Annotated in this window: 15 protein-coding genes; 12 read left to right on the top strand and 3 right to left on the bottom strand. The window is 74.4% G+C overall.

What is annotated here, in order from left to right; all coding sequences use genetic code 11:
• From RIF68_RS06035 to nudC, 6 genes are all read left to right on the top strand, one after another.
• Positions 1-3344, top strand: a 3344-nt coding sequence (locus RIF68_RS06035; protein ID WP_309050087.1) for an ATP-dependent DNA helicase, incomplete at its 5' end; no start/stop codon positions are given.
• Positions 3345-3495: 151 nt separating this feature from the next.
• Positions 3496-4251 carry a hypothetical protein gene (locus RIF68_RS06030; protein ID WP_309050086.1) on the top strand — a complete coding sequence of 252 codons (756 nt, stop codon included), beginning with the start codon at positions 3496-3498 and terminating at the stop codon, positions 4249-4251.
• Positions 4252-4376: 125 nt separating this feature from the next.
• Positions 4377-5216 (top strand): hypothetical protein, encoded by an 840-nt coding sequence (locus RIF68_RS06025; protein WP_309050085.1) that lies wholly within the window; start codon positions 4377-4379, stop codon positions 5214-5216.
• A gap of 85 nt (positions 5217-5301) precedes the next feature.
• Positions 5302-8979 carry a UvrD-helicase domain-containing protein gene (locus RIF68_RS06020; RefSeq protein WP_309050084.1) on the top strand — a complete coding sequence of 1226 codons (3678 nt, stop codon included), beginning with the start codon at positions 5302-5304 and terminating at the stop codon, positions 8977-8979.
• Positions 8980-8989: 10 nt separating this feature from the next.
• Positions 8990-10408 (top strand): dipeptidase, encoded by a 1419-nt coding sequence (locus RIF68_RS06015; RefSeq protein WP_309050083.1) that lies wholly within the window; start codon positions 8990-8992, stop codon positions 10406-10408.
• A 35-nt stretch (positions 10409-10443) separates the two neighbouring features.
• On the top strand, positions 10444-11391 hold the full coding sequence (nudC, locus tag RIF68_RS06010) for an NAD(+) diphosphatase (protein ID WP_309050082.1): 948 nt from the start codon (positions 10444-10446) through the stop codon (positions 11389-11391).
• Positions 11392-11468: 77 nt separating this feature from the next.
• On the opposite strand, the gene RIF68_RS06005 is transcribed toward nudC, so the two are convergent.
• Positions 11469-11711, bottom strand: coding sequence for a mycoredoxin (locus tag RIF68_RS06005; RefSeq protein ID WP_309050081.1), 243 nt, complete (start codon positions 11709-11711; stop codon positions 11469-11471).
• Positions 11712-11862: 151 nt separating this feature from the next.
• Here RIF68_RS06005 and RIF68_RS06000 point away from each other — a divergent pair, with 151 nt between their 5' ends.
• The 6 genes from RIF68_RS06000 (at position 11863) to RIF68_RS05975 (ending at position 16443) form a co-directional block, all read left to right on the top strand.
• Positions 11863-14037 carry an ATP-dependent DNA helicase UvrD2 gene (locus RIF68_RS06000; protein WP_309050080.1) on the top strand — a complete coding sequence of 725 codons (2175 nt, stop codon included), beginning with the start codon at positions 11863-11865 and terminating at the stop codon, positions 14035-14037.
• A gap of 171 nt (positions 14038-14208) precedes the next feature.
• Complete coding sequence (locus RIF68_RS05995) at positions 14209-14547, top strand: hypothetical protein (RefSeq protein WP_309050079.1); 339 nt, start codon at positions 14209-14211, stop codon at positions 14545-14547.
• A 173-nt stretch (positions 14548-14720) separates the two neighbouring features.
• Positions 14721-15098: a WhiB family transcriptional regulator gene (locus RIF68_RS05990; protein ID WP_309050089.1), complete on the top strand. Its 378-nt coding sequence runs from the start codon at positions 14721-14723 to the stop codon at positions 15096-15098.
• Positions 15095-15418: a hypothetical protein gene (locus RIF68_RS05985; protein ID WP_309050078.1), complete on the top strand. Its 324-nt coding sequence runs from the start codon at positions 15095-15097 to the stop codon at positions 15416-15418. Before RIF68_RS05990 ends, RIF68_RS05985 begins: the two co-directional genes overlap by 4 nt.
• Before the next feature lie 114 nt (positions 15419-15532).
• Positions 15533-15715 (top strand): hypothetical protein, encoded by a 183-nt coding sequence (locus RIF68_RS05980; protein WP_309050077.1) that lies wholly within the window; start codon positions 15533-15535, stop codon positions 15713-15715.
• Between the two features lie 29 nt (positions 15716-15744).
• A complete protein-coding gene (locus RIF68_RS05975) occupies positions 15745-16443 on the top strand; it encodes a class I SAM-dependent methyltransferase (RefSeq protein ID WP_309050076.1) in 699 nt (232 codons plus the stop codon).
• On the opposite strand, the gene RIF68_RS05970 is transcribed toward RIF68_RS05975, so the two are convergent.
• Together RIF68_RS05970 and RIF68_RS05965 are read right to left on the bottom strand one after the other, a co-directional pair.
• Complete coding sequence (locus tag RIF68_RS05970; protein ID WP_309050075.1) at positions 16440-17825, bottom strand: AarF/ABC1/UbiB kinase family protein; 1386 nt, start codon at positions 17823-17825, stop codon at positions 16440-16442. The genes RIF68_RS05975 and RIF68_RS05970 overlap by 4 nt on opposite strands.
• Positions 17826-17866: 41 nt before the next feature.
• A complete protein-coding gene (locus RIF68_RS05965) occupies positions 17867-19027 on the bottom strand; it encodes a ThiF family adenylyltransferase (RefSeq protein ID WP_309050088.1) in 1161 nt (386 codons plus the stop codon).
• Between the last annotated feature and the right edge of the window lie 34 nt (positions 19028-19061).

The following is a 19061-nucleotide window of genomic DNA, read 5'->3' as shown; positions in this document are numbered from 1 at the left end:
CGGGCGGGTACCGGCTGGTGCGCACCACGCCGGCCCCGGTGGAGCCCCCTCAGCTGGACGCAGCCCAGCGGGCCGTGGTTGACCACACCGGCGGACCGCTTCTCGTCCTCGCAGGACCCGGCACCGGCAAGACGACCACCCTCGTCGAGTCCGTCGCCGCCCGCGTCGAGCGCGGCGCCGACCCCGAACGCCTCCTCGTCCTCACCTTCAGCCGCAAGGCCGCCGTGGAGCTGCGCGACCGGATGGCCGCCCGGCTCGGCGGGCGGCGCCCCCCGCAGGCCACCACCTTCCACTCGTACTGCTACGCCCTCATCCGCGCCCACCAGGACGCCGACCTCTTCGCCGAACCGCTCCGGCTCCTGTCCGGACCCGAGCAGGACCTCGCCGTCCGGGAGCTGCTCGCCGGCCAGATCGACCTGGAGAAGGCGGGACTCGGCCGGGTCGGCTGGCCCGACGAACTGCGCGCCTGCCTCACCACCCGCGGCTTCGCCGACGAGGTCCGGGCCGTCCTCGCCCGCTCCCGCGAACTGGGTCTCGGCCCGGACGAGCTCGCCCGCTTCGCCGACCGGGTCGGCCGCCCCGACTGGAAGGCGGCGGCCGGCTTCCTGGCCGAGTACCTCGACGTCCTCGACCTCCAGGGCGTCCTCGACTACACGGAGCTCGTCCACCGGGCCGTCCTCCTCGCCGGCGGCGTCACCCTGCCCGCGTACGACGCGGTGTACGTCGACGAGTACCAGGACACCGATCCGGCCCAGGTCCGGCTCCTGCACGCGCTCGCCGGCGGCGGGCGGACCACCCTCGTCGCCATCGGCGACCCCGACCAGTCGATCTACGCCTTCCGGGGCGCGGACGTGAACGGCATCCTCGGCTTCCCCGCCGCCTTCGGCGGCGCGGACGTCCGCGTCCTCGGCACCTCCCGCCGCTCGGGCGCGGCCCTGCTCGGCGCGACCCGCGAGCTGGCCCGGCGCATGCCGATGCCCCGGCTGCCCGCCGACAAGGTGCGGGCCCACCGCGAGCTGACGGCGGTACGGGACGGGGGCCGGGCCGAGGCGTACACGTACCCGACCGCCTCCGCCGAGGCCGAGAACATCGCCGACCTGCTGCGCCGCGCGCACCTGGAGGACGGCGTCCCCTGGCAGGACATGGCCGTCCTGACCCGCGCCGCCGCCTCCCTGCCGTCCCTCCGCCGCGCCCTGACCTCGGCGGGCGTCCCCGTCGAGACGGACGCCGCCGACACCCCTCTCCGCCACGAACCGGCGGTGGCCCCCCTGCTCCTCGCCCTCCGCACGGTCTCCGCCGCCCTCCCGCCGGGCACCGCCCCGGAGGACACTCCCGGCGAGGCGACGCCGGACGCCGAAGCGGAGGGGCCCGGGGCGGGGCCTGGCGTGACCGACGGGACCTCGGACACCGGCGAGCCCGCCGACGCCGCCCCGGCCGGGGGCACCGCCCCCGGGGCCGGTCACCGGGCCGGGTGGATCCCCGTCGAGACCGCCCTCGAACTGCTCGCCTCGCCGCTCGCGGGGGTCGACCCCGCCGATCTCCGGCGGCTCGGGCGGGCCCTGCGGGACGAGGAGCGGGCGGGCGGCAACAAGGTCCCGCCGCCCTCCGACGTGCTGCTCGCCCGCGCGCTCGCCGAGCCCGAGCGGCTCGTCGCCCACGACTCCGCGTACGCCCAGGGCGTCCACCGGCTGGGCCGGCTCCTGCGCGAGGCCCGCGCGCTCCTCGCGGCCGGCGGGACCGCCGAGGAGGCCCTGTGGACGCTGTGGAACGGCACCCCCTGGCCCGGCCGGCTGGAGCGCGCCGCGCTCCGGGGCGGTCCCGCCGGGCGGAACGCCGACCGGGACCTCGACGCCGTCTGCGCCCTGTTCGAGACCGCCGCCCGCGCCGAGGAGCGACTCGGCGGCCGGGGTGTGCGCAACTTCCTCGAGGAACTCGACGCCCAGGACATCGCCGCCGACACCCTCACCCGCCGGCACACCCGCCCGGACGCCGTCCGGCTGATGACCGCCCACCGTTCCAAGGGCCTCGAATGGAGCCTGGTGGTCGTCGCCGGGGTCCAGGAGGGCCTCTGGCCCGACCTGCGCCGCCGGGGATCGCTCCTGGAGGCCGACCGGATCGGCCGCGACGGTCTCGCCGAGCCGCTCCCGGCCGGCGCCCTCCTCGCGGAGGAACGCCGCCTGTTCTACGTGGCCGCCACCCGCGCCCGTGACCGGCTCGTCGTCACCGCCGTGAAGGCCCCGGCCGAGGACGGGGACCAGCCGTCCCGTTTCCTCACCGAACTCGGCGCCGAGCCGAAGGACGTCCCCGGCCGCCCCCGCCGCCCCCTCGCCGTCTCCGCCCTGGTCGCCGAGCTGCGGGCCACCACCGTCGACCCGGTGGCCTCGCCCGCCCTGCGCGAGGCCGCCGTCCAGCGGCTCGCGGAACTCGCCTCGCTCACCGACGACGAGGGCCAGCCGCTGGTCCCGGCCGCCCACCCGGACCGCTGGTGGGGCCTGTTCGAGCCGACCCGGAGCACGGTGCCGCTGCGCGACCGGGACCGGCCCGTTGCCCTCTCGCCGAGCGCCCTGGAGAGCCTCGCCACGACCTGCTCCCTCCAGTGGTTCCTGGGCCGTGAGGTGAAGGCCGCCGAGCCGGCCTCGGCCGCCCAGGGCTTCGGCAACGTCGTCCACGTCCTCGCCGACGAGGTCGCCTCCGGCCGGACCCCCGCCGATCTCGACGTCCTCATGGCCCGCCTGGACTCGGTCTGGGACGCCCTCGCCTTCGACGCGCCGTGGAAGTCCGCCCAGGAGAAGCAGCACGCGCGCGTGGCGCTGGAGCGCTTCCTGCGCTGGCACGTCATGGACCGCGGCGGCCGTACCCCCGTCGCCTCGGAGCAGGCGTTCGACGTGACCCTGGAGGCGGGGGAGTACGAGGTGCGCATCCGCGGCTCCATGGACCGGGTCGAGCGGGACGAGCAGGGCCGGGCCTACGTCGTGGACTTCAAGACGGGCAAGTCGGCCCCCACCCGCGAGGAGGTCGCCCGCCACCCGCAGCTGGCCGTCTACCAGCTGGCGGTCCGCGAGGGCGCCCTGGACGAGGTGTTCGACGGCCGCCGACCGGAGCCGGGCGGTGCCGAACTCGTCCAGCTGCGGCAGGCCGCGCCGAAGAAGGAGGGCGGTGACGCCCTGCCCAAGGTGCAGGCCCAAGGGGCGGAGACGGGGGAGTGGGTCGGGGAGCTCCTCGCCACCGCGGCCGGCCGCGTCCTCGACGAACGCTTCTCCCCGACGGCCGGCCGCCAGTGCGCGACCTGCTCCTTCCGCGCCTCGTGCAGCGCCCTGCCGGAGGGCCGGCACGTGGTGGACTGAGCGATCCCCCATTTTCGTACGCATGTGCGGAGGGTCACGTTCCGCTCTGTACATCCCTCGCCCGCCCTCACCTGTCACTCTCTTCGCGGTGCTTTTTCGTAAAGGCGCCGTCGGAAGAAGCTGTGAGAAGTGACGCGCGAGGAGTACGCACATGAGGGTCAGCAGGAAGCTCTGGACGGCCGCCACGGTCTGTGTGGCCGTGGTCGCCGGCGTCACGGGCTGTTCCCAGGGCGACGACAAGCCCGCCGACCCCTTCGCGGGCCTGACGGCCGACGCCATCGCGGAGAAGTCCGTGGAGGCCACGAAGAAGGCCACCTCCTTCCGCATGAACGGCACCGGCAAGACCGACGGCAAGGACATGAACGTCGCCTTCGCGCTCAGCGACAAGGGCGTCTGCACCGGCACCATGTCCGGCGCGGGCGCGGGCAAGGCCGAGATCCGCCGCGTCGACGGCGCCACCTACATGAAGGGCGACGACGCCTTCTGGCGCGCCAGCAGCGGCGCCGAGGGCGACGAGGCCGACGCCATGACCGCCCTGCTCAAGGGCCGCTGGATGAAGATGCCCTCCGAGGGCGACGACAACGACCTGGGCGCCTTCTGCGACCTGAAGACCGTCGTCAAGGACATGGACAAGGACGACAAGCAGCGCAAGGGCCTGACCCGCGGCGCCGACGCCGACGTCGACGGCGCCCCGGCCGTGACCCTCACCAAGAAGGGCACGAAGGGCGGGACCACCACCTTCTACGTGGCCAAGGACGCCGCCAAGCCCTACATCCTGCGCGTCGTGGAGACCGGCGGCGACGAGCCCGGCACCGTCACCCTCGGCGACTACGACAAGCCGGTCACCGTCACGGCCCCGCCGGCCGACCAGGTCGTCGACATGGCCCAGCTCGCCGGCGCCTCCTGACCCCGCGGCCCCCGCCCCACCGGCCCCCGACCGGCGGGGCGGGGGCCCGCACGGGCAGAAGTAGCGGGCACGCGCGCGTGGGGCGACCCTGGGAAGGAGTTCGGCGCATCCGCCAGGAGGCTCACATGGCGTCCCACCGAAAGCTCCGCGCCGCGGCCGCCGTCTGCGTGGCCGTCGTCGTCACGGGCCCCGTTCCGGCGGCCACCGCGGCGGCGCCCGTCCTCACGCCGGGCCCCGCCCCGCTCGCCGGGACCGCCGCCCCGTCCCCCGGCGACCCGTTCGCCGGCCTCACCCCGGAACAGATCGCCGACCGGGCCGTCGAAGCCACCCAGTCCGCGACCTCCCTCCGTATGAAGGGCCGGATCGTCAGCGACGACCAGCCCCTCGACGTCGACCTCGCCCTCAACGACCGGAACGAGTGCACAGGGCGTCTGAAGATCGCCGGTGGTACGGCGGAACTGCGGCGCGCGGACGACATCACGTACATGAAGGGCGACGAGACCTTCTGGCGCGCCTCCATGGGATCCCAGGGCATGCCCGACGGACAGACGGCCGCCACCGTCGAACTCCTCAAGGGCCGGTGGCTGAAGATCGCGCCCGGCCAGCCCGGCAGCGAGGACCTCGGCGGCATATGCGACCTCAAGGCCCTCCTCGACGACCTCGACCGGGACAAGGACCGGGACGGCACCCGCGACCCGGACCGCGGCACCCTGACCCGGGGCCGCGACGGCAAGGTCGACGACACCCCGGTCGCCACCCTCGTCAGCAAGAAGCCCGGCGGTGAGACGTCCACCGTGTCCGTCTCCCAGGAGGGCAAGCCGTACATCCTCAGGACGGTGAAGACCGGAGGCGACGAACCCGGCTCGATCACGCTCTCCGACTACGACAAGCCGGTCAAGGTCACCGTCCCGCCCCCCGGCGAGACCGTCGACCTCGCCAAGCTGAACCGCGGCAGCCCCGCCTGAGCGGCCGCCCGGGAAGGACCGGCGCGGGGCCGGTCACGGCCGGAGGGGACCGGCACTGTCGGACCGCCCGGTTAGCCTCTGTGGAGTGACCGCACACCTCACCGACCCCGAGCAGCTCAAGGAGCTGCTCGGCATCCCGTTCACGCCGGAGCAGACGGCCTGCGTCACCGCGCCGCTCGCCCCGCACGTCATCGTCGCCGGAGCCGGCTCCGGCAAGACGACGGTGATGGCCGCCCGGGTGGTCTGGCTGGTCGGCACGGGCCAGGTCGCCCCCGAGCAGGTACTCGGTCTCACCTTCACCAACAAGGCCGCGGGCGAGCTCGCCGAGCGCGTCCGCGCCGCTCTCCTGCGCGCCGGCGTCACCGACCCCGACCCGGCACCCACCGTCCCCCCGCCCCGCCCCGCCCCCGGTCCGGGCGCGACCTCCCCCGACGCCGCCGAGCACCCGCCCGGCGAACCCCGGATCTCCACGTACCACGCCTTCGCCGGGCAGCTCCTCACCGACCACGGGCTCCGCCTCGGCCTGGAGCCCACCTCCCGCCTCCTCGCCGACGCCACCCGCTACCAGCTCGCCGCCCGCGTCCTGCGCGAGGCCCCCGGCCCGTACCCGGCCCTCACCCGCTCGTTCCCGACCCTCGTCACCGACCTCCTCGCCCTCGACGCGGAACTCTCCGAGCACCTCGTCCGGCCGGAAGAACTCCAGGCGTACGACTCCGCGCTGCTCACCGAACTCGCCGGTGCCGAACTCACCAACGAGGAGCTCCGCAAGATCCCCGAGGCCACGGCGGCCCGCCGCGAACTCCTCGACCTCGTCGTCCGCTACCGCGCCGCCAAGCGCTCCCGCGACCTCCTCGACTTCGGCGACCAGATCGCGCTCTCCGCCGAGCTCGCCACCACCCGCCCCGAGGTCGGCGCGATCCTGCGCCACGAGTTCCGGGTCGTCCTCCTCGACGAGTACCAGGACACCTCCGTCGCCCAGCGGCTGCTGCTGTCCGGCCTCTTCGGCCAGGGCACCGGCCACCCCGTCACCGCCGTCGGCGACCCCTGCCAGGCCATCTACGGCTGGCGCGGTGCCTCCGTCGCCAACCTCGACGACTTCCCCGAGCACTTCCCCCACGCGGACGGCAGCCCCGCCGCCCGCCACTCCCTCTCCGAGAACCGCCGCAGCGGCGGCCGCCTCCTCGACCTCGCCAACGGGCTCGCCGCCCCGCTGCGCGCCCTCCACCAGGGCGTCGAAGCCCTGCGCCCCGCACCGGGCGCCGAGGCGGACGGCAGCGTACGGATCGCGCTGCTGCCCACCCACACCGAGGAGATCGACTGGCTCGCCGACTCCCTCGCCCACCTGGTCGCCACCGGCCGCGAACCCGGCGAGATCGCCGTCCTGTGCCGCACCGCCGCCGACTTCCCCGCCATCCACGCCGCTCTCGTCGCCCGGGACGTGCCCGTCGAGGTCGTCGGACTCTCCGGCCTGCTCCACCTCCCCGAGATCGCCGACCTCGTCGCCGTCTGCGAGGTCCTCCAGGACCCCGGCGCCAACGCCTCCCTCGTACGGCTCCTCACCGGCCCGCGCTGGCGGATCGGCCCCCGCGACCTGGCCCTCCTCGGCCGCCGCGCCCGCCTCCTCGTCCACCGGGGCGAGGACGACCCGGACCCGGCACAGCGGCTCGCCGCCGCCGTCGAGGGCGTCGACCCGTCCGAGGTCGTCTCCCTCGCCGACGCCCTCGACACCTTCCTCGACTCCGGTGGCCACCCCGACGACGGCCTGCCCTTCTCGCCCGAGGCCCGGGTCCGCTTCGCCCGTCTCGCCGCCGAACTGCGCGCGCTGCGCACCTCCCTGGCCGACCCGCTCATGGACGTGCTCCACCGCGTCCTCGGTGCCACCGGCCTGGAGGTCGAACTCTCCGCCTCCCCGCACGCCCTCGCCGCCCGCCGCCGCGAGACCCTCGGCCACTTCCTCGACATCGCCGCCGGCTTCGCCTCCCTCGACGGCGAGGCGAGCCTCCTCGCCTTCCTCGGCTTCCTGCGCACCGCCGCCCAGTTCGAGAAGGGCCTCGACAACGCCCTCCCCGGTGGTGAGAACACCGTCAAGGTCCTGACCGCCCACAAGTCCAAAGGCCTGGAATGGGACGTGGTCGCCGTCCCCGGCCTGGTCTCCGGCCAGTTCCCCTCCGCCCGCGCCCGCGAGTCCTGGACCTCCCAGCCCCAGGTCCTCCCGCACGCCCTGCGCGGCGACGCCGCCACCCTCCCGGCCCTCGACGCCTGGAACGCCAAGGCGCTCACCGCCTTCAAGAACGAGATGCGGGACCACCAGCACACCGAGGAGCTCCGCCTCGGCTACGTCACCTTCACCCGCCCCCGCTCCCTCCTCCTCGGCTCCGCCCACTGGTGGGGCCCCGCCCAGAAGAAGCCCCGCGGCCCCTCGGACTTCCTGCTGGCCCTGTACGAGCACTGCGCCGCCGGCCACGGCGAGATCGAGGCCTGGGCCGAGGCACCGGAGAAGGGCGCCGAGAACCCCCTCCTCGCCGAGGCCGAACGCGACCGGCCCTGGCCCCTGCCCCTGGACGACCAGGCCCTCGGCCTGCGCCGGAAGGCGGCGGAGCGGGTCAGGGCCGCGCTCGCGGACCGCCTCCGGCACGCCGGGACCGGAACCCCCGCCGCCCCCGATCCCGGCCCCGCCCCCGACGACTTCTGGCCCGACGAGGAGCCCGCCTGGGAGGACGAGCCCGCCTGGGACGACGCTCCCGAGACGGAGGACCCCGCCTGGGACGACGCTCCCAAGACGGAGGGCCCTGCCTGGGACGACGACGCCCTCGAGGCGGAGCCGCCCGCCCGGGACGACGACCCCGTGCGCCCCGAGTCGCCCGCGCCCGCAGGCCCCGCGCCCGATGGCACCGCCGCCGGCGAGCCCGCCCCCGCCGAGGAGCTCCTTCCCGAGGACACCCACGCGGACGCGGTGCCCGGGCCCCGGGAGCCCGAGCCGGGGCCCGGGCACGAGGACCGGCCCGGGGCCGGCCCCGCGCCCTCGGAGCCGTACCGCGATCCCACCGATCCCACCCCCGAGGAGGCCCGCACCATCGCCTCCTGGGACCGCGACCTGAGCGCCCTCACCGCCGAGCTCCGGCGAGCCCGCGCCACCACCCGGGACGTCGTCCTGCCCGCCTACCTCTCCGCCTCCCAGGTGCTGCGGCTCGCCGCCGACCCGGACGGCTTCGCCCGCGAGCTGGCCCGGCCCATGCCCCGCCCGCCGCAGCCCGCCGCCCGCCGCGGCACCCGCTTCCACGCCTGGGTGGAATCCCGCTACGAGGAGCTGCCCCTGCCGTTCCTCGGCCCGGACGAACTGCCCGGCGGCGAGGACTTCGCCGGCGAGCCCGAGATCCGCGACGAGCGCGACCTCGACGCGCTCAAGGAGGCCTTCGCCCGCACCCCGTACGCCGCCCGCACCCCCCACCGCGTCGAGGTCCCCGTCCACCTCACCCTCGCCGGGCGGGTCGTCCGGGGCCGCATCGACGCCGTCTACCGGGACCCCGGCACCGGCGCGTACGAGATCGTCGACTGGAAGACCAGCCGGACCCGCTCCGCCGACCCCCTCCAGCTCGCCCTCTACCGGCTCGCCTGGGCCGAACAGCACGGCCTGGCGCCCGAGGAGGTGGACGCCGCGTTCGTGTACGTCCGAACGGGTGAGATCGTCCGCCCCGCCCGCCTCCCCGGCCGGGCCGAGCTGGAGGCCCTCCTGCTGGAGGGGGCACACCCGGACGCCGGATAGGCTCGGGCCCATGAGCGAGACCCCGGACAGCGCCGTCCACGCCGTACGCACGTACATCGAGCAGCACCGCGAGACCTTCCTCGGCGACCTCGCCGAGTGGCTCCGCATCCCCTCCGTCTCCGCGCAGCCGGAGCGGGCCGGGGACGTACGGCGCAGCGCCGAGTGGCTCGCCGCCCACCTCGCCAAGACCGGCTTCCCCACCGTCGAGATCTGGGAGACGCCCGGCGCCCCCGCCGTCTTCGCCGAATGGCCCTCCGAGGACCCGGACGCCCCGACCGTCCTCGTCTACGGCCACCACGACGTGCAGCCCGCCGCCCGCGAGGACGGCTGGCGCACCGAGCCCTTCGAGCCGACGGTCATCGACGGCCGGATGTACGCGCGGGGCGCCGCCGACGACAAGGGCCAGGTCTTCTTCCACACCCTCGGCGTCCGCGCGCACCTCGCCGCCACCGGCCGCACCGCCCCCGCTGTCCGCCTCAAGCTGCTGATCGAGGGCGAGGAGGAGTCCGGCTCCCCGCACTTCCGCGCGCTCGTCGAGGACCACGCGGGACGGCTGGCCGCCGACGCCGTGATCGTCTCCGACACCGGCATGTGGTCCGAGACCACCCCCACCGTCTGCACCGGCATGCGCGGGGTCGCCGACTGCGAGATCGCGCTGTACGGCCCCGACCAGGACATCCACTCCGGTTCCTTCGGCGGCGCCGTCCCCAACCCCGCCACCGTCGCCGGCCGCATCGTCGCCGCCCTCCACGACGCGGACGAGCGGGTGGCGATCCCCGGCTTCTACGACGGCGTGACCGAACTCACCGAGGCCGAGCGGGCCCTCGTCGCCGAGCTCCCCTTCGACGAGGCCGCCTGGCTGCGCACCGCCAAGTCCCACGGCACCCTCGGCGAGGCCGGCTTCTCCACCCTGGAGCGCGTCTGGGCCCGCCCGACCGCCGAGGTCAACGGCATCGGCGGCGGCTACCAGGGCCCCGGCGGCAAGACGATCGTGCCCGCCTCCGCCCAGCTGAAGCTCTCCTTCCGCCTGGTCGCGGGCCAGGACCCGGACGCGATCGAGCGCGCCGTACGGGACTGGCTCGCCGGACTCGTCCCGGCCGGCATCCGGTACGAGATCGTCTTCGGCGCCCCCACCCGTCCCTGCCTCACCCCGCTCGGCCACCCCGCCCTCACCGCGCTCGCCGGGGCCATGAGCCGGGCCTTCGACGGCGCCACGGTCCGCTACACCCGCGAGGGCGGCTCGGGCCCCGCCGCCGACCTCCAGGACGTCCTCGGCGCGCCGGTCCTCTTCCTGGGGATCAGCGTCCCGTCCGACGGCTGGCACGCCCCCGACGAGAAGATCGAACTGGATCTCCTCATGAAGGGCGTCGAGACGACCGCGTACCTGTGGGGCGACCTGCCCGCCGCCCTCCACGACGCCCAGCGCTGAACCCACACACCGATCCGGGGGAGTTGGAAGCACCTGTGAGCACCCTGAACAACGCGTTCGCGGACCGCCCGATCTCGCTCACCGCACCGAGCGGGATCGACCGCGCGGCGCACCACCGCCTCGACGAGGCCTGGCTGGCGGCGGCCTGGAGCCACCCCACGACGCGTGTCTTCGTCGTCTCCGGCGGCCAGGTGCTGATCGACGACCGGCCCGACGGCAGCACCGAACTCGTGATGACCCCGGCGTTCGAGGCCCCGCTCACCGAGACCCACCGCTACTTCCTCGGCACCGACGCCGAGGGCGTCTCCTACTTCGCCCTGCAGAAGGACTCCCTGCCGGGCCGCATGGACCAGTCCGCCCGCCCGGCCGGCCTGCGCGAGGCGGGGCTGCTGCTCTCGCCGCGCGACGCCGGTCTCATGGTCCACGCGGTCGCCCTGGAGAACTGGCAGCGCCTCCACCGCTTCTGTTCGCGCTGCGGTGAGCGCACGGTGATCGCCGCCGCCGGCCACGTCCGCCGCTGCCAGGCCTGCGGCGCCGAGCACTACCCGCGCACCGACCCGGCCGTGATCATGGCGGTCACCGACGCGCACGACCGCATCCTCCTCGGCCGCCAGGTCCACTGGCCGGAGGGCCGCTTCTCCACCCTCGCCGGCTTCGTCGAGCCCGGCGAGTCCATCGAGCAGTCCGTGGTCCGCGAGGTCTTCGAGGAGGCGGGCGTCACGGTCGGCGAGGTCGAGTACGTCGGCAGCCAGCCCTGGCCGTTCCCGTCCAGCCTCATGCTGGGCTTCTTCGCCCGTGCCACCTCCTCGGAGATCACCGTGGACGGCGAGGAGATCGAAGAGGCCCGCTGGTTCTCCCGCGAGGAGCTCGCCGCCGGCTTCGACTCCGGCGAGGTCCTGCCCCCGTACGGCATCTCGATCGCCTCCCGCCTGATCGAACTCTGGTACGGCAAGCCGCTGCCGAAGCCCGGCGACCTCGCCTGAGCCGCGCGCACCCGTGGCGCACACGACAAAACCCCCGGCGGGCACAGGGCCCGGCCGGGGGTTCCGTACGAGGGACGTCAGACGCCGATCTTCTGCTTGACCTGCGCGAGCGACGGGTTCGTCAGCGTCGAACCGTCCGGGAAGAGAACGGTCGGCACGGTCTGGTTGCCCCCGTTGGCCTTCTCCACGAACGCGGCCGACTCGGGGTCCTGCTCGATGTTGATCTCCGTGTACGTGATGCCCTCGCGGTCCAGCTGACTCTTCAGCCGGCGGCAGTAGCCGCACCACTCGGTGCTGTACATCGTCACAGTGCCCTGCATGGCCAGGCGCTCCTCTTGATCGGGTTCCTCGGGGTGCCGAGAAGAAGAACGTACGCCCCCGCCCGGCCATTCCCGGAATTCGTACGACCGGTGTCGCGGGCCTGTGGACAAGCCGCCGCATCCACCCCCGTGAACCTGGCAGCATGGCGGGGTGACAGCAGCAACGCACTCCTCTCTTTTCCCGCAGGTCCCGGAGACGGCCGACGCGGTGCTCGACGGGCTCGACCCCGAGCAGCGCGAGGTCGCCCTGGCCCTGCACGGCCCGGTGTGCGTGCTGGCGGGAGCCGGCACGGGCAAGACGCGGGCCATCACGCACCGGATCGCCTACGGGGTGCGCGCGGGCATACTCCCGCCCGCCAGTGTGCTGGCCGTCACCTTCACCAACCGGGCCGCGGGCGAGATGCGCGGCCGGCTCCGCCAGCTCGGCGCGGGCGGCGTCCAGGCCCGGACCTTCCACTCCGCCGCCCTCCGGCAGCTTCAGTTCTTCTGGCCGAAAGCGGTCGGCGGCGAGCTGCCCCGACTGCTGGAGCGGAAGATCCAGCTGGTCGCCGAGGCCGCCGCCCGCTGTCGCATCCGGCTCGATCGGAACGAGCTCAGGGACGTGACCAGCGAGATCGAGTGGGCGAAGGTCACCCAGACCGTGCCCGCCGACTATCCGGCGGCGGTCGCCAAGTCCGTCAGGGACGCTCCCCGGGACCCGGCCGAGATTGGCCAGATCTATGCGACGTACGAGCAGCTGAAGCGGGACCGCTCGGTGATCGACTTCGAGGACGTGCTGCTGCTCACCGTCGGCATCCTCCAGGACCGCCCCGACATCGCGGACCAGGTCCGGCGCCAGTACCAGCACTTCGTCGTGGACGAGTACCAGGACGTCTCCCCGCTCCAGCAGCGGCTGCTCGACCTGTGGCTCGGCGACCGCGACAGCCTCTGCGTCGTCGGTGACGCCAGCCAGACGATCTACTCCTTCACCGGAGCCACCCCGGACCACCTGCTGAACTTCCGGACCCGCCACCCGAACGCCACGGTGGTCAAGCTCGTCCGCGACTACCGTTCCACCCCGCAGGTCGTCCACCTGGCCAACGGGCTGCTGAGCCAGGCGCGCGGCCGGGCCGCCGAGCACCGCCTGGAACTGATCTCCCAGCGCGACCCCGGCCCCGAGCCCGCCTACACCGAGTACGCCGACGAGCCCGCCGAGGCCGAGGGCACCGCCCGCCGCATCCGTGACCTCATCGCCGCCGGCGTCCCGGCCGGTGAGATCGCCGTCCTGTACCGGGTCAACGCCCAGTCCGAGGTGTACGAGCAGGCCCTCGCCGACGCCGGGGTGCCCTACCAGCTGCGCGGCGCCGAGCGTTTCTTCGAGCGGCAGGAGGTACGGGAGGCCGGGGTCGCCCTGCGCGGGGCGGCCCGAGCCGGGGGCAACGACTCCCTGCTCGACGGGACCGACGACCTGCCGTCCCAGGTGCGGGCGGTGCTCTCCACCAAGGGCTGGACCAGCGAGCCGCCCGCCGGCTCCGGAGCCGTGCGGGACCGCTGGGAATCCCTCGCCGCCCTCGTCCGGCTCGCCGAGGACTTCGCCCGCGTCAAGCCGGGGGCCACGCTCTCCGACCTGGTCACCGAGCTCGACGAGCGGGCCGCCGCCCAGCACGCCCCCACCGTCCAGGGCGTCACGCTCGCCTCGCTGCACGCGGCCAAGGGCCTCGAATGGGACGCCGTCTTCCTGGTCGGCCTCACCGAGGGCATGATGCCGATCACCTACGCCAAGACCGACGAGCAGGTCGAGGAGGAGCGGCGCCTGCTGTACGTGGGCGTGACCCGCGCCCGGCTGCACCTCTCGCTCTCGTGGGCGCTCTCCCGCTCCCCGGGCGGCCGGGCCTCCCGGCGGCCCACCCGGTTCCTCAAGGGGCTCCGGCCCGGCTCCGGGTCCGTCGGCGCGGGCGGCGCGGGCGGAGGCGGCGGCGTCGAGCGGGGCGCGGGCGGCCGGCGGAAGCGGCGCGGGCCCGTCCAGTGCCGGGTCTGCGGTGCCACGCTCACCGAGGCCGGCGCCATGAAGCTCATGCGCTGCGAGGACTGCCCCTCGGACATGGACGAGGCGCTGTACGAGAGGCTGCGGGAGTGGCGCTCGGAGCAGGCCAGGGAGCTCGGGCAGCCCGCGTACTGCGTCTTCACCGACAAGACGCTCATGGCCATCGCGGAGCGGGTCCCCTCGACCGACGGGGAGCTCTCCTCGATCTCGGGTGTCGGAGCCCGCAAGCTGGAGCGCTTCGGAGCCGATGTCCTGGCCATCTGCGCAGGCCAGGAGGGTGGCCTGGACCACATCGAGGACTGAGCGAAACTCGTCGCAAAAATAGTTTGCGCCCGCCCCGTCAAGCCCCATAGGTTCTTAACCACGGAAACGGCGGCTTCTTCGAAGCCCTGTCTTCGTGCTGTACTTGTCCAAATGAACACGAGGGTCCGGCTCACACCGAGCCCTCCGAGACGCCGAGAGGAGGCGATTGAAGTGATCAGCAACATCATCAAGACCAGCACCACCGCCGGCACCGTCGGCTTCGTCAGCGACGCCAAAATGACCGATCTCTCCGTCGTCTCCGCCTGCTCGCTCGGCCTCTCCGCCTTTGCGTCCCTTGGCAGCGGTCTGCCCGTCTCCGGCCTCTTCCGGACCGGCATGCCCGCCATCGAGCGCAACGAGCGACCGACCAAGGCACTGGAAGCAGGAGTAGCGGGCAAGGCCGCCAAGGCCTATGGCTTCGCGGCGACCGGTGCCGGAATCCAGCAGCAGACGACGCAGCACCACACGTGGGCCTTCCGTGGGCTCGAACCCTGGAGTGATCCAGCCTGATCGACGATCAGGCCGGCGCCTTCAGGGCCGCGGAACCCCACCCGGGATCCGCGGCCCTTCTGTTTGTCCCCGAACGGGGAGGACGGAGCGAAGGGGCCTCGGGACAAGCAACACCCGGTACCAGCCGACAGCCCGGCCAACAGGCCGGAACGACCAGACGAGGAATGACCACCGTGCAACTCGAAGCGCACGCCCCGTCCGTACCGCCTTCCGATTCGCTCTCCCTGCCCGGTTCCACGGAGGACCCCGCTTTGACCCCCCTCGCCCCCCTCACCGCGCTCACCGCGCTCGACGACGCCATCGAGAACCTCGGCGTACCCGTTCCCTGCCGTGCCTACGACCCGGAGGTCTTCTTCGCGGAGTCCCCGGCCGACGTCGAGTACGCGAAGTCCCTCTGCCGTACCTGCCCGCTCATGGAGGCCTGCCTGGCCGGCGCCAAGGAGCGGCGCGAGCCCTGGGGCGTCTGGGGCGGCGAGCTGTTCGTCCAGGGTGTGGTCGTCGCCCGGAAGCGGCCCCGTGGCCGCCCGCGCAAGAACCCGGTCGTGGCATGAACACCGCCGGAACCATCGACCGTCCTCTCACGCACGATCCCCAGAAGCAGGCCCCGATGACCTCTTCCGCCAGTGAGCCCACCGGCTCCGCGACCCCAGTCTTCTCCACCGTCGGCGCGCACACGGCGCGTCAGAACAGGACCCGTGAAATGCAACTCATTCCAGAAGCCATGGCCCGTGTGCATATGCAGGAGCTGCGCAGTGAGGCCGAGGCGGGACGTCAGGCCGCGCGCCTGATCGCCGCCCGGCGCATGCAGCGGCGCGCCGAGCGCGTCTCGCTGCGTGCCCGTCGCGCGCTCGCCATGGCCGTCATGCACTGAGCGTCGCCGTGACGCTCCCGCGGGGGCCGGTCCGAACGGACCGGCCCCCGCGGCGTGTTGTGCCCGCGGTGCGTTGCCCGCACCGGGGCGGCCCGGAGGGCTATCGTCACGAGGGTGAACGACTCCCGCACCCCCGAGGAGCGCTTCTCCTGCGCCCGTTGCGGCACGACCGCCGAGAGCCTCCCGGTGACCTGGACCTGCTCGGTGGAGAACGGCCGGCGACGGTATTTCTGCGAGGACTGCGCCCGCGCCAACCTCCGCGCCATCGAGGGGCGTCTCGACTCCTCGTGGTGGTGAACCGGTCCCGGATCCGGTGGACTCGTGCCATGACGACCCCGCAGACGCCGGCGTCCCGGGTACTGAGGGCGCTCGACCGGTTCAACGCCGCCCACCCCTGGGACCACAACGCCCACTACCACCGGTGGATCCTGCGGCAGCTGCCGCGCCGCCCGGGCCGGGTCCTGGACGTCGGCTGCGGCACCGGGGACCTCGCCCGGCTGCTCGCCGGGCGCGCGACGGAGGTACGGGCGGTGGACGCCGACCCCGAGATCATCGCCCGCGCCCGGGGACTGACCGCGCCGGGGGCCAGGGTGACCTTCACCGTCGGGGACGCCCTCGCCGCACCCGGCGACGACGGTCCCTACGACGCCGTCACCTGCGTCGCGACCCTTCACCATCTGCCGCTCACCGAGGGGCTGCGGGCCCTGCGCCGGCACGTCGCACCCGGCGGCACCCTGGTCGTGCTGGGGCTCGCCCGCCCTCAGGCGCCGGGCGACCACCTGCTCGGCCTGCTCGCCGTGCCGCTGAACGCCGCGACCGGTTGGTGGCGCAGCCGGGGGCGGCGGGCGCCCCGGCCCCTCGCGATGGCCGCCCGCACGCGACCGCCCGAGCAGAGCCTCGCCGAGATCACCCGCGCGGCCCGGCACGTCCTTCCCGGCGCGCGTCTGCGCCGGCGTCTCTTCTGGCGTTACTCCCTCGTCTGGCGCGCGCCCCGGACCACGTCGGTCCGGCAGGCCCTCTTCTAGTCGCGCTCCTCCGCGGCGGCCTGCTCATCGGCGGTCCCCGTCCCGGGCTCGGGGGCGAAGCCGGGCAGCCACTCCGTCAGTTCGTCCCGCAGCCGCACCGTGGCGTTGAGCTGGCACAGCACACCGATCGTGCTCAGCGTCACCCGGTGTATCAGCAGGTACGCCGGCGGCAGATTGAGCTGCTTGCCCAACTGGTGCGCGGGAGAACGGGGATCGGCGATCCGGGCGGCCTGGGTGCGCAGCCAGGCACGGGTGAAGACGAAGGCCTCCACCTCGGCCGGTTCGATGATCGGCAGCAGGTACTCAAGGACCGCGTCCGGGTCGAGGACGACGGATTCCTTGACGAAGCCTTCCGCCCGCAGGAGCTCGTACACCGTCTCCGCCTCGCCCGCCAGCGTCATCCGCAGACAGGTGCCGATCGTCGCCGGCAGACCGCCCGGCAGCCGGTCCACCGTGCCGAAGTCGAGGACTCCGAGCCGCCAGCCCTCCGGTCCGTCCTCCGCCGGGCCGGGGAGCAGCCGGAAGTTGCCCGGGTGGGGATCGGCGTGCAGCAGACCGGTGCGGGCGGGACCGGAGAAGAGGAAACGGGCCAGGAGCTGTCCCGCACGGTCCCGCTGCTCCTCCGTGCCGTCCGCGACGATCTCGGAGAGCGGGATGCCGTCCATCCACTCGGTCACGAGGACCTGGTCCGCCTGGTGCACCACGTCCGGCACCACCACGTGCGGATCGTCCGCGAACTCCTCGGCGTGCTTCCGCTGCGCCTCGGCCTCCAGCGCGTAGTCCAACTCCTCGGAGACCCGGTCCCGCAGCTCCGTGATGAGGGGCTTGACGTCCATCCCCGGGACCAGGGGGCCGAGGAGCCGGGCGAACCGGCTCAGCTGCGCCAGGTCGGAGAGCAGTGCCTCACCCGCGCCCGGGTACTGCACCTTCACCGCGACCTCACGGCCGTCGTGCCACACCGCCCGGTGCACCTGGCCGATCGAGGCGGCGGCGGCCGGCTTGTCCTCGAACTCCAGGAAGAGTTCCCGCCACCGCTCGCCCAGCCGCTCCGCCAGGACGGCGTGCACGGTACGGGTCGGCATCGGCGGTGCCGCCTCCTGAAGCTTCGTCAGGGCCGCCCGGTACGGGCCGCCGACCTCCTCGGGCAGGGCCGACTCGAAGACGGACAGGGCCTGCCCGAGCTTCATCGCCCCGCCCTTCAGCTCCCCGAGCACCTTGAACAGCTGCTCGGCGGTCCGCTGCTGGAGCTCGCGGGCCACCAGCTCCGCCGACTTGCCGCCGATGCGTTTACCCAGGCCCCAGGTGGCCCGGCCGGCGATGCCCAGGGGCAACGCGGCCAACTTCGCGGTCCGGGTGACCGCCTTCCGGGGAAGATCAGACATACGCCCCTCCAAAACCCAGACTGCCGTGCCGCGCAGGGCCGTTACCCCGCCATTGTGTCCTGCGCCCTTCGCGGGGCCGAGACGCGCTCCCCCTCCGCCCCGCGCGCGGCCCCGCAGGGGCAGGCGGGGTGGGGCCTGAGGGGCTCCGCCCGCCACTGCGACCAGGGCGGCGTCATCTCCCAGCGGGTGCCGGTGCTCGCCGGGAGTTCGCCGTCCAGGAAGGCGAGCGCGTGGGTGGCGGCGAGCCCCGCGACCGCCGCCGCGAGACCCACGTCACAGGCCGGCAGCGGGTGCGGGGAGCCCGAGCGCCACTGGGCGAGGAGCCGGGGCCAGACCGGTTCGCGGTCGGTCCGTTCCTCCTGGACGCACCGCGCGCAGGCCGTCCCGCCCGGCAGCACCAGCGGCCCCACGACCCCCGTCGCCTCCAGCACCCCCGCGTACAGGTGGGGGACACCCGCCGCGAGCCACTGCTCGGCCGGCAGCGGATCGGGCACGTACGCCCCGAGGCCGTCCCGGGGAGCCACCACCACGAGGGACAGGCCGGCCTCGCCGTCCCGTCCGGCCGCGTCGCCCGGGGCGGTCCCCGGCCCGAGCCGCAGGGCGTCCCGGGCCCACCGGTTCACCAGGCGGCGGGCGGCCGTCGCCCTGCGCTCGCCGACCGCTTCGGCGGGCAGTCCGCCCGGCGCCGTCTCCCACGGCTCCACCCGGCCCGAGTCCAGCACCTCGACCGTGCCCACCCCGGCCGCGGAGAGAAGGGCGGCGACCATCGCCCCCACCCGCCCCGCGCCCCGGACCTGGACCCGGCGGGCCCGGCGGGCCGCCAGGGCGCGCGGCGCCGCCTCGGGCCGGGGGTGCACCACCGACAGGGCGGCGAGGTCGGCCCGCAGCGGGTCCAGCGCCGTGTCCACCGCCCCGGCCGCCGGCCCCGCCTTCCCGGGCCGGCCGGTCGCGGCGTCCGCGAGCAGCCCCGCGGCGGCGAGCCGGCCGAGGAGCGCCTCCAGGTGACCGTCGGGCAGACCGAGGGCACGCGCCTCGGCGCGCAGCGCGTCAATTCCCCGGCTGCCGTCGAGCAGGGTGAGGAGGCTACCGGTGGAGGTGTCCACCGGGTCCATCACCACCGCGTGCGCCGGAGTGATCCCGAACTGCGCGCACTGAAGAGTCCGCCAGGCCCGGCGCAGCGCGGGCTTCACCATCGGACGCAAATTCCCCACCCCATTCGCGATCATGGAATGACGC

Source organism: Streptomyces sp. (genome assembly GCF_031178505.1).
Taxonomy (GTDB): Bacteria; Actinomycetota; Actinomycetes; order Streptomycetales; family Streptomycetaceae; genus Streptomyces; species Streptomyces gulbargensis.
This window is presented reverse-complemented; position numbering and strand designations above follow the sequence as displayed.

Excerpts from the sequence above, each read along its gene's own strand:
- RIF68_RS05975 (WP_309050076.1), top strand. The coding sequence starts at position 15,745 with ATGACGACCCCGCAGACGCCGGCGTCCCGGGTACTGAGGGCGCTCGAC.
- RIF68_RS06030 (WP_309050086.1), top strand. The coding sequence starts at position 3,496 with ATGAGGGTCAGCAGGAAGCTCTGGACGGCCGCCACGGTCTGTGTGGCC.
- RIF68_RS06015 (WP_309050083.1), top strand. The coding sequence starts at position 8,990 with ATGAGCGAGACCCCGGACAGCGCCGTCCACGCCGTACGCACGTACATC.
- RIF68_RS05970 (WP_309050075.1), bottom strand. The coding sequence starts at position 17,825 with ATGTCTGATCTTCCCCGGAAGGCGGTCACCCGGACCGCGAAGTTGGCC.
- RIF68_RS05985 (WP_309050078.1), top strand. The coding sequence starts at position 15,095 with ATGAACACCGCCGGAACCATCGACCGTCCTCTCACGCACGATCCCCAG.
- RIF68_RS06005 (WP_309050081.1), bottom strand. The coding sequence starts at position 11,711 with ATGCAGGGCACTGTGACGATGTACAGCACCGAGTGGTGCGGCTACTGC.
- RIF68_RS06025 (WP_309050085.1), top strand. The coding sequence starts at position 4,377 with ATGGCGTCCCACCGAAAGCTCCGCGCCGCGGCCGCCGTCTGCGTGGCC.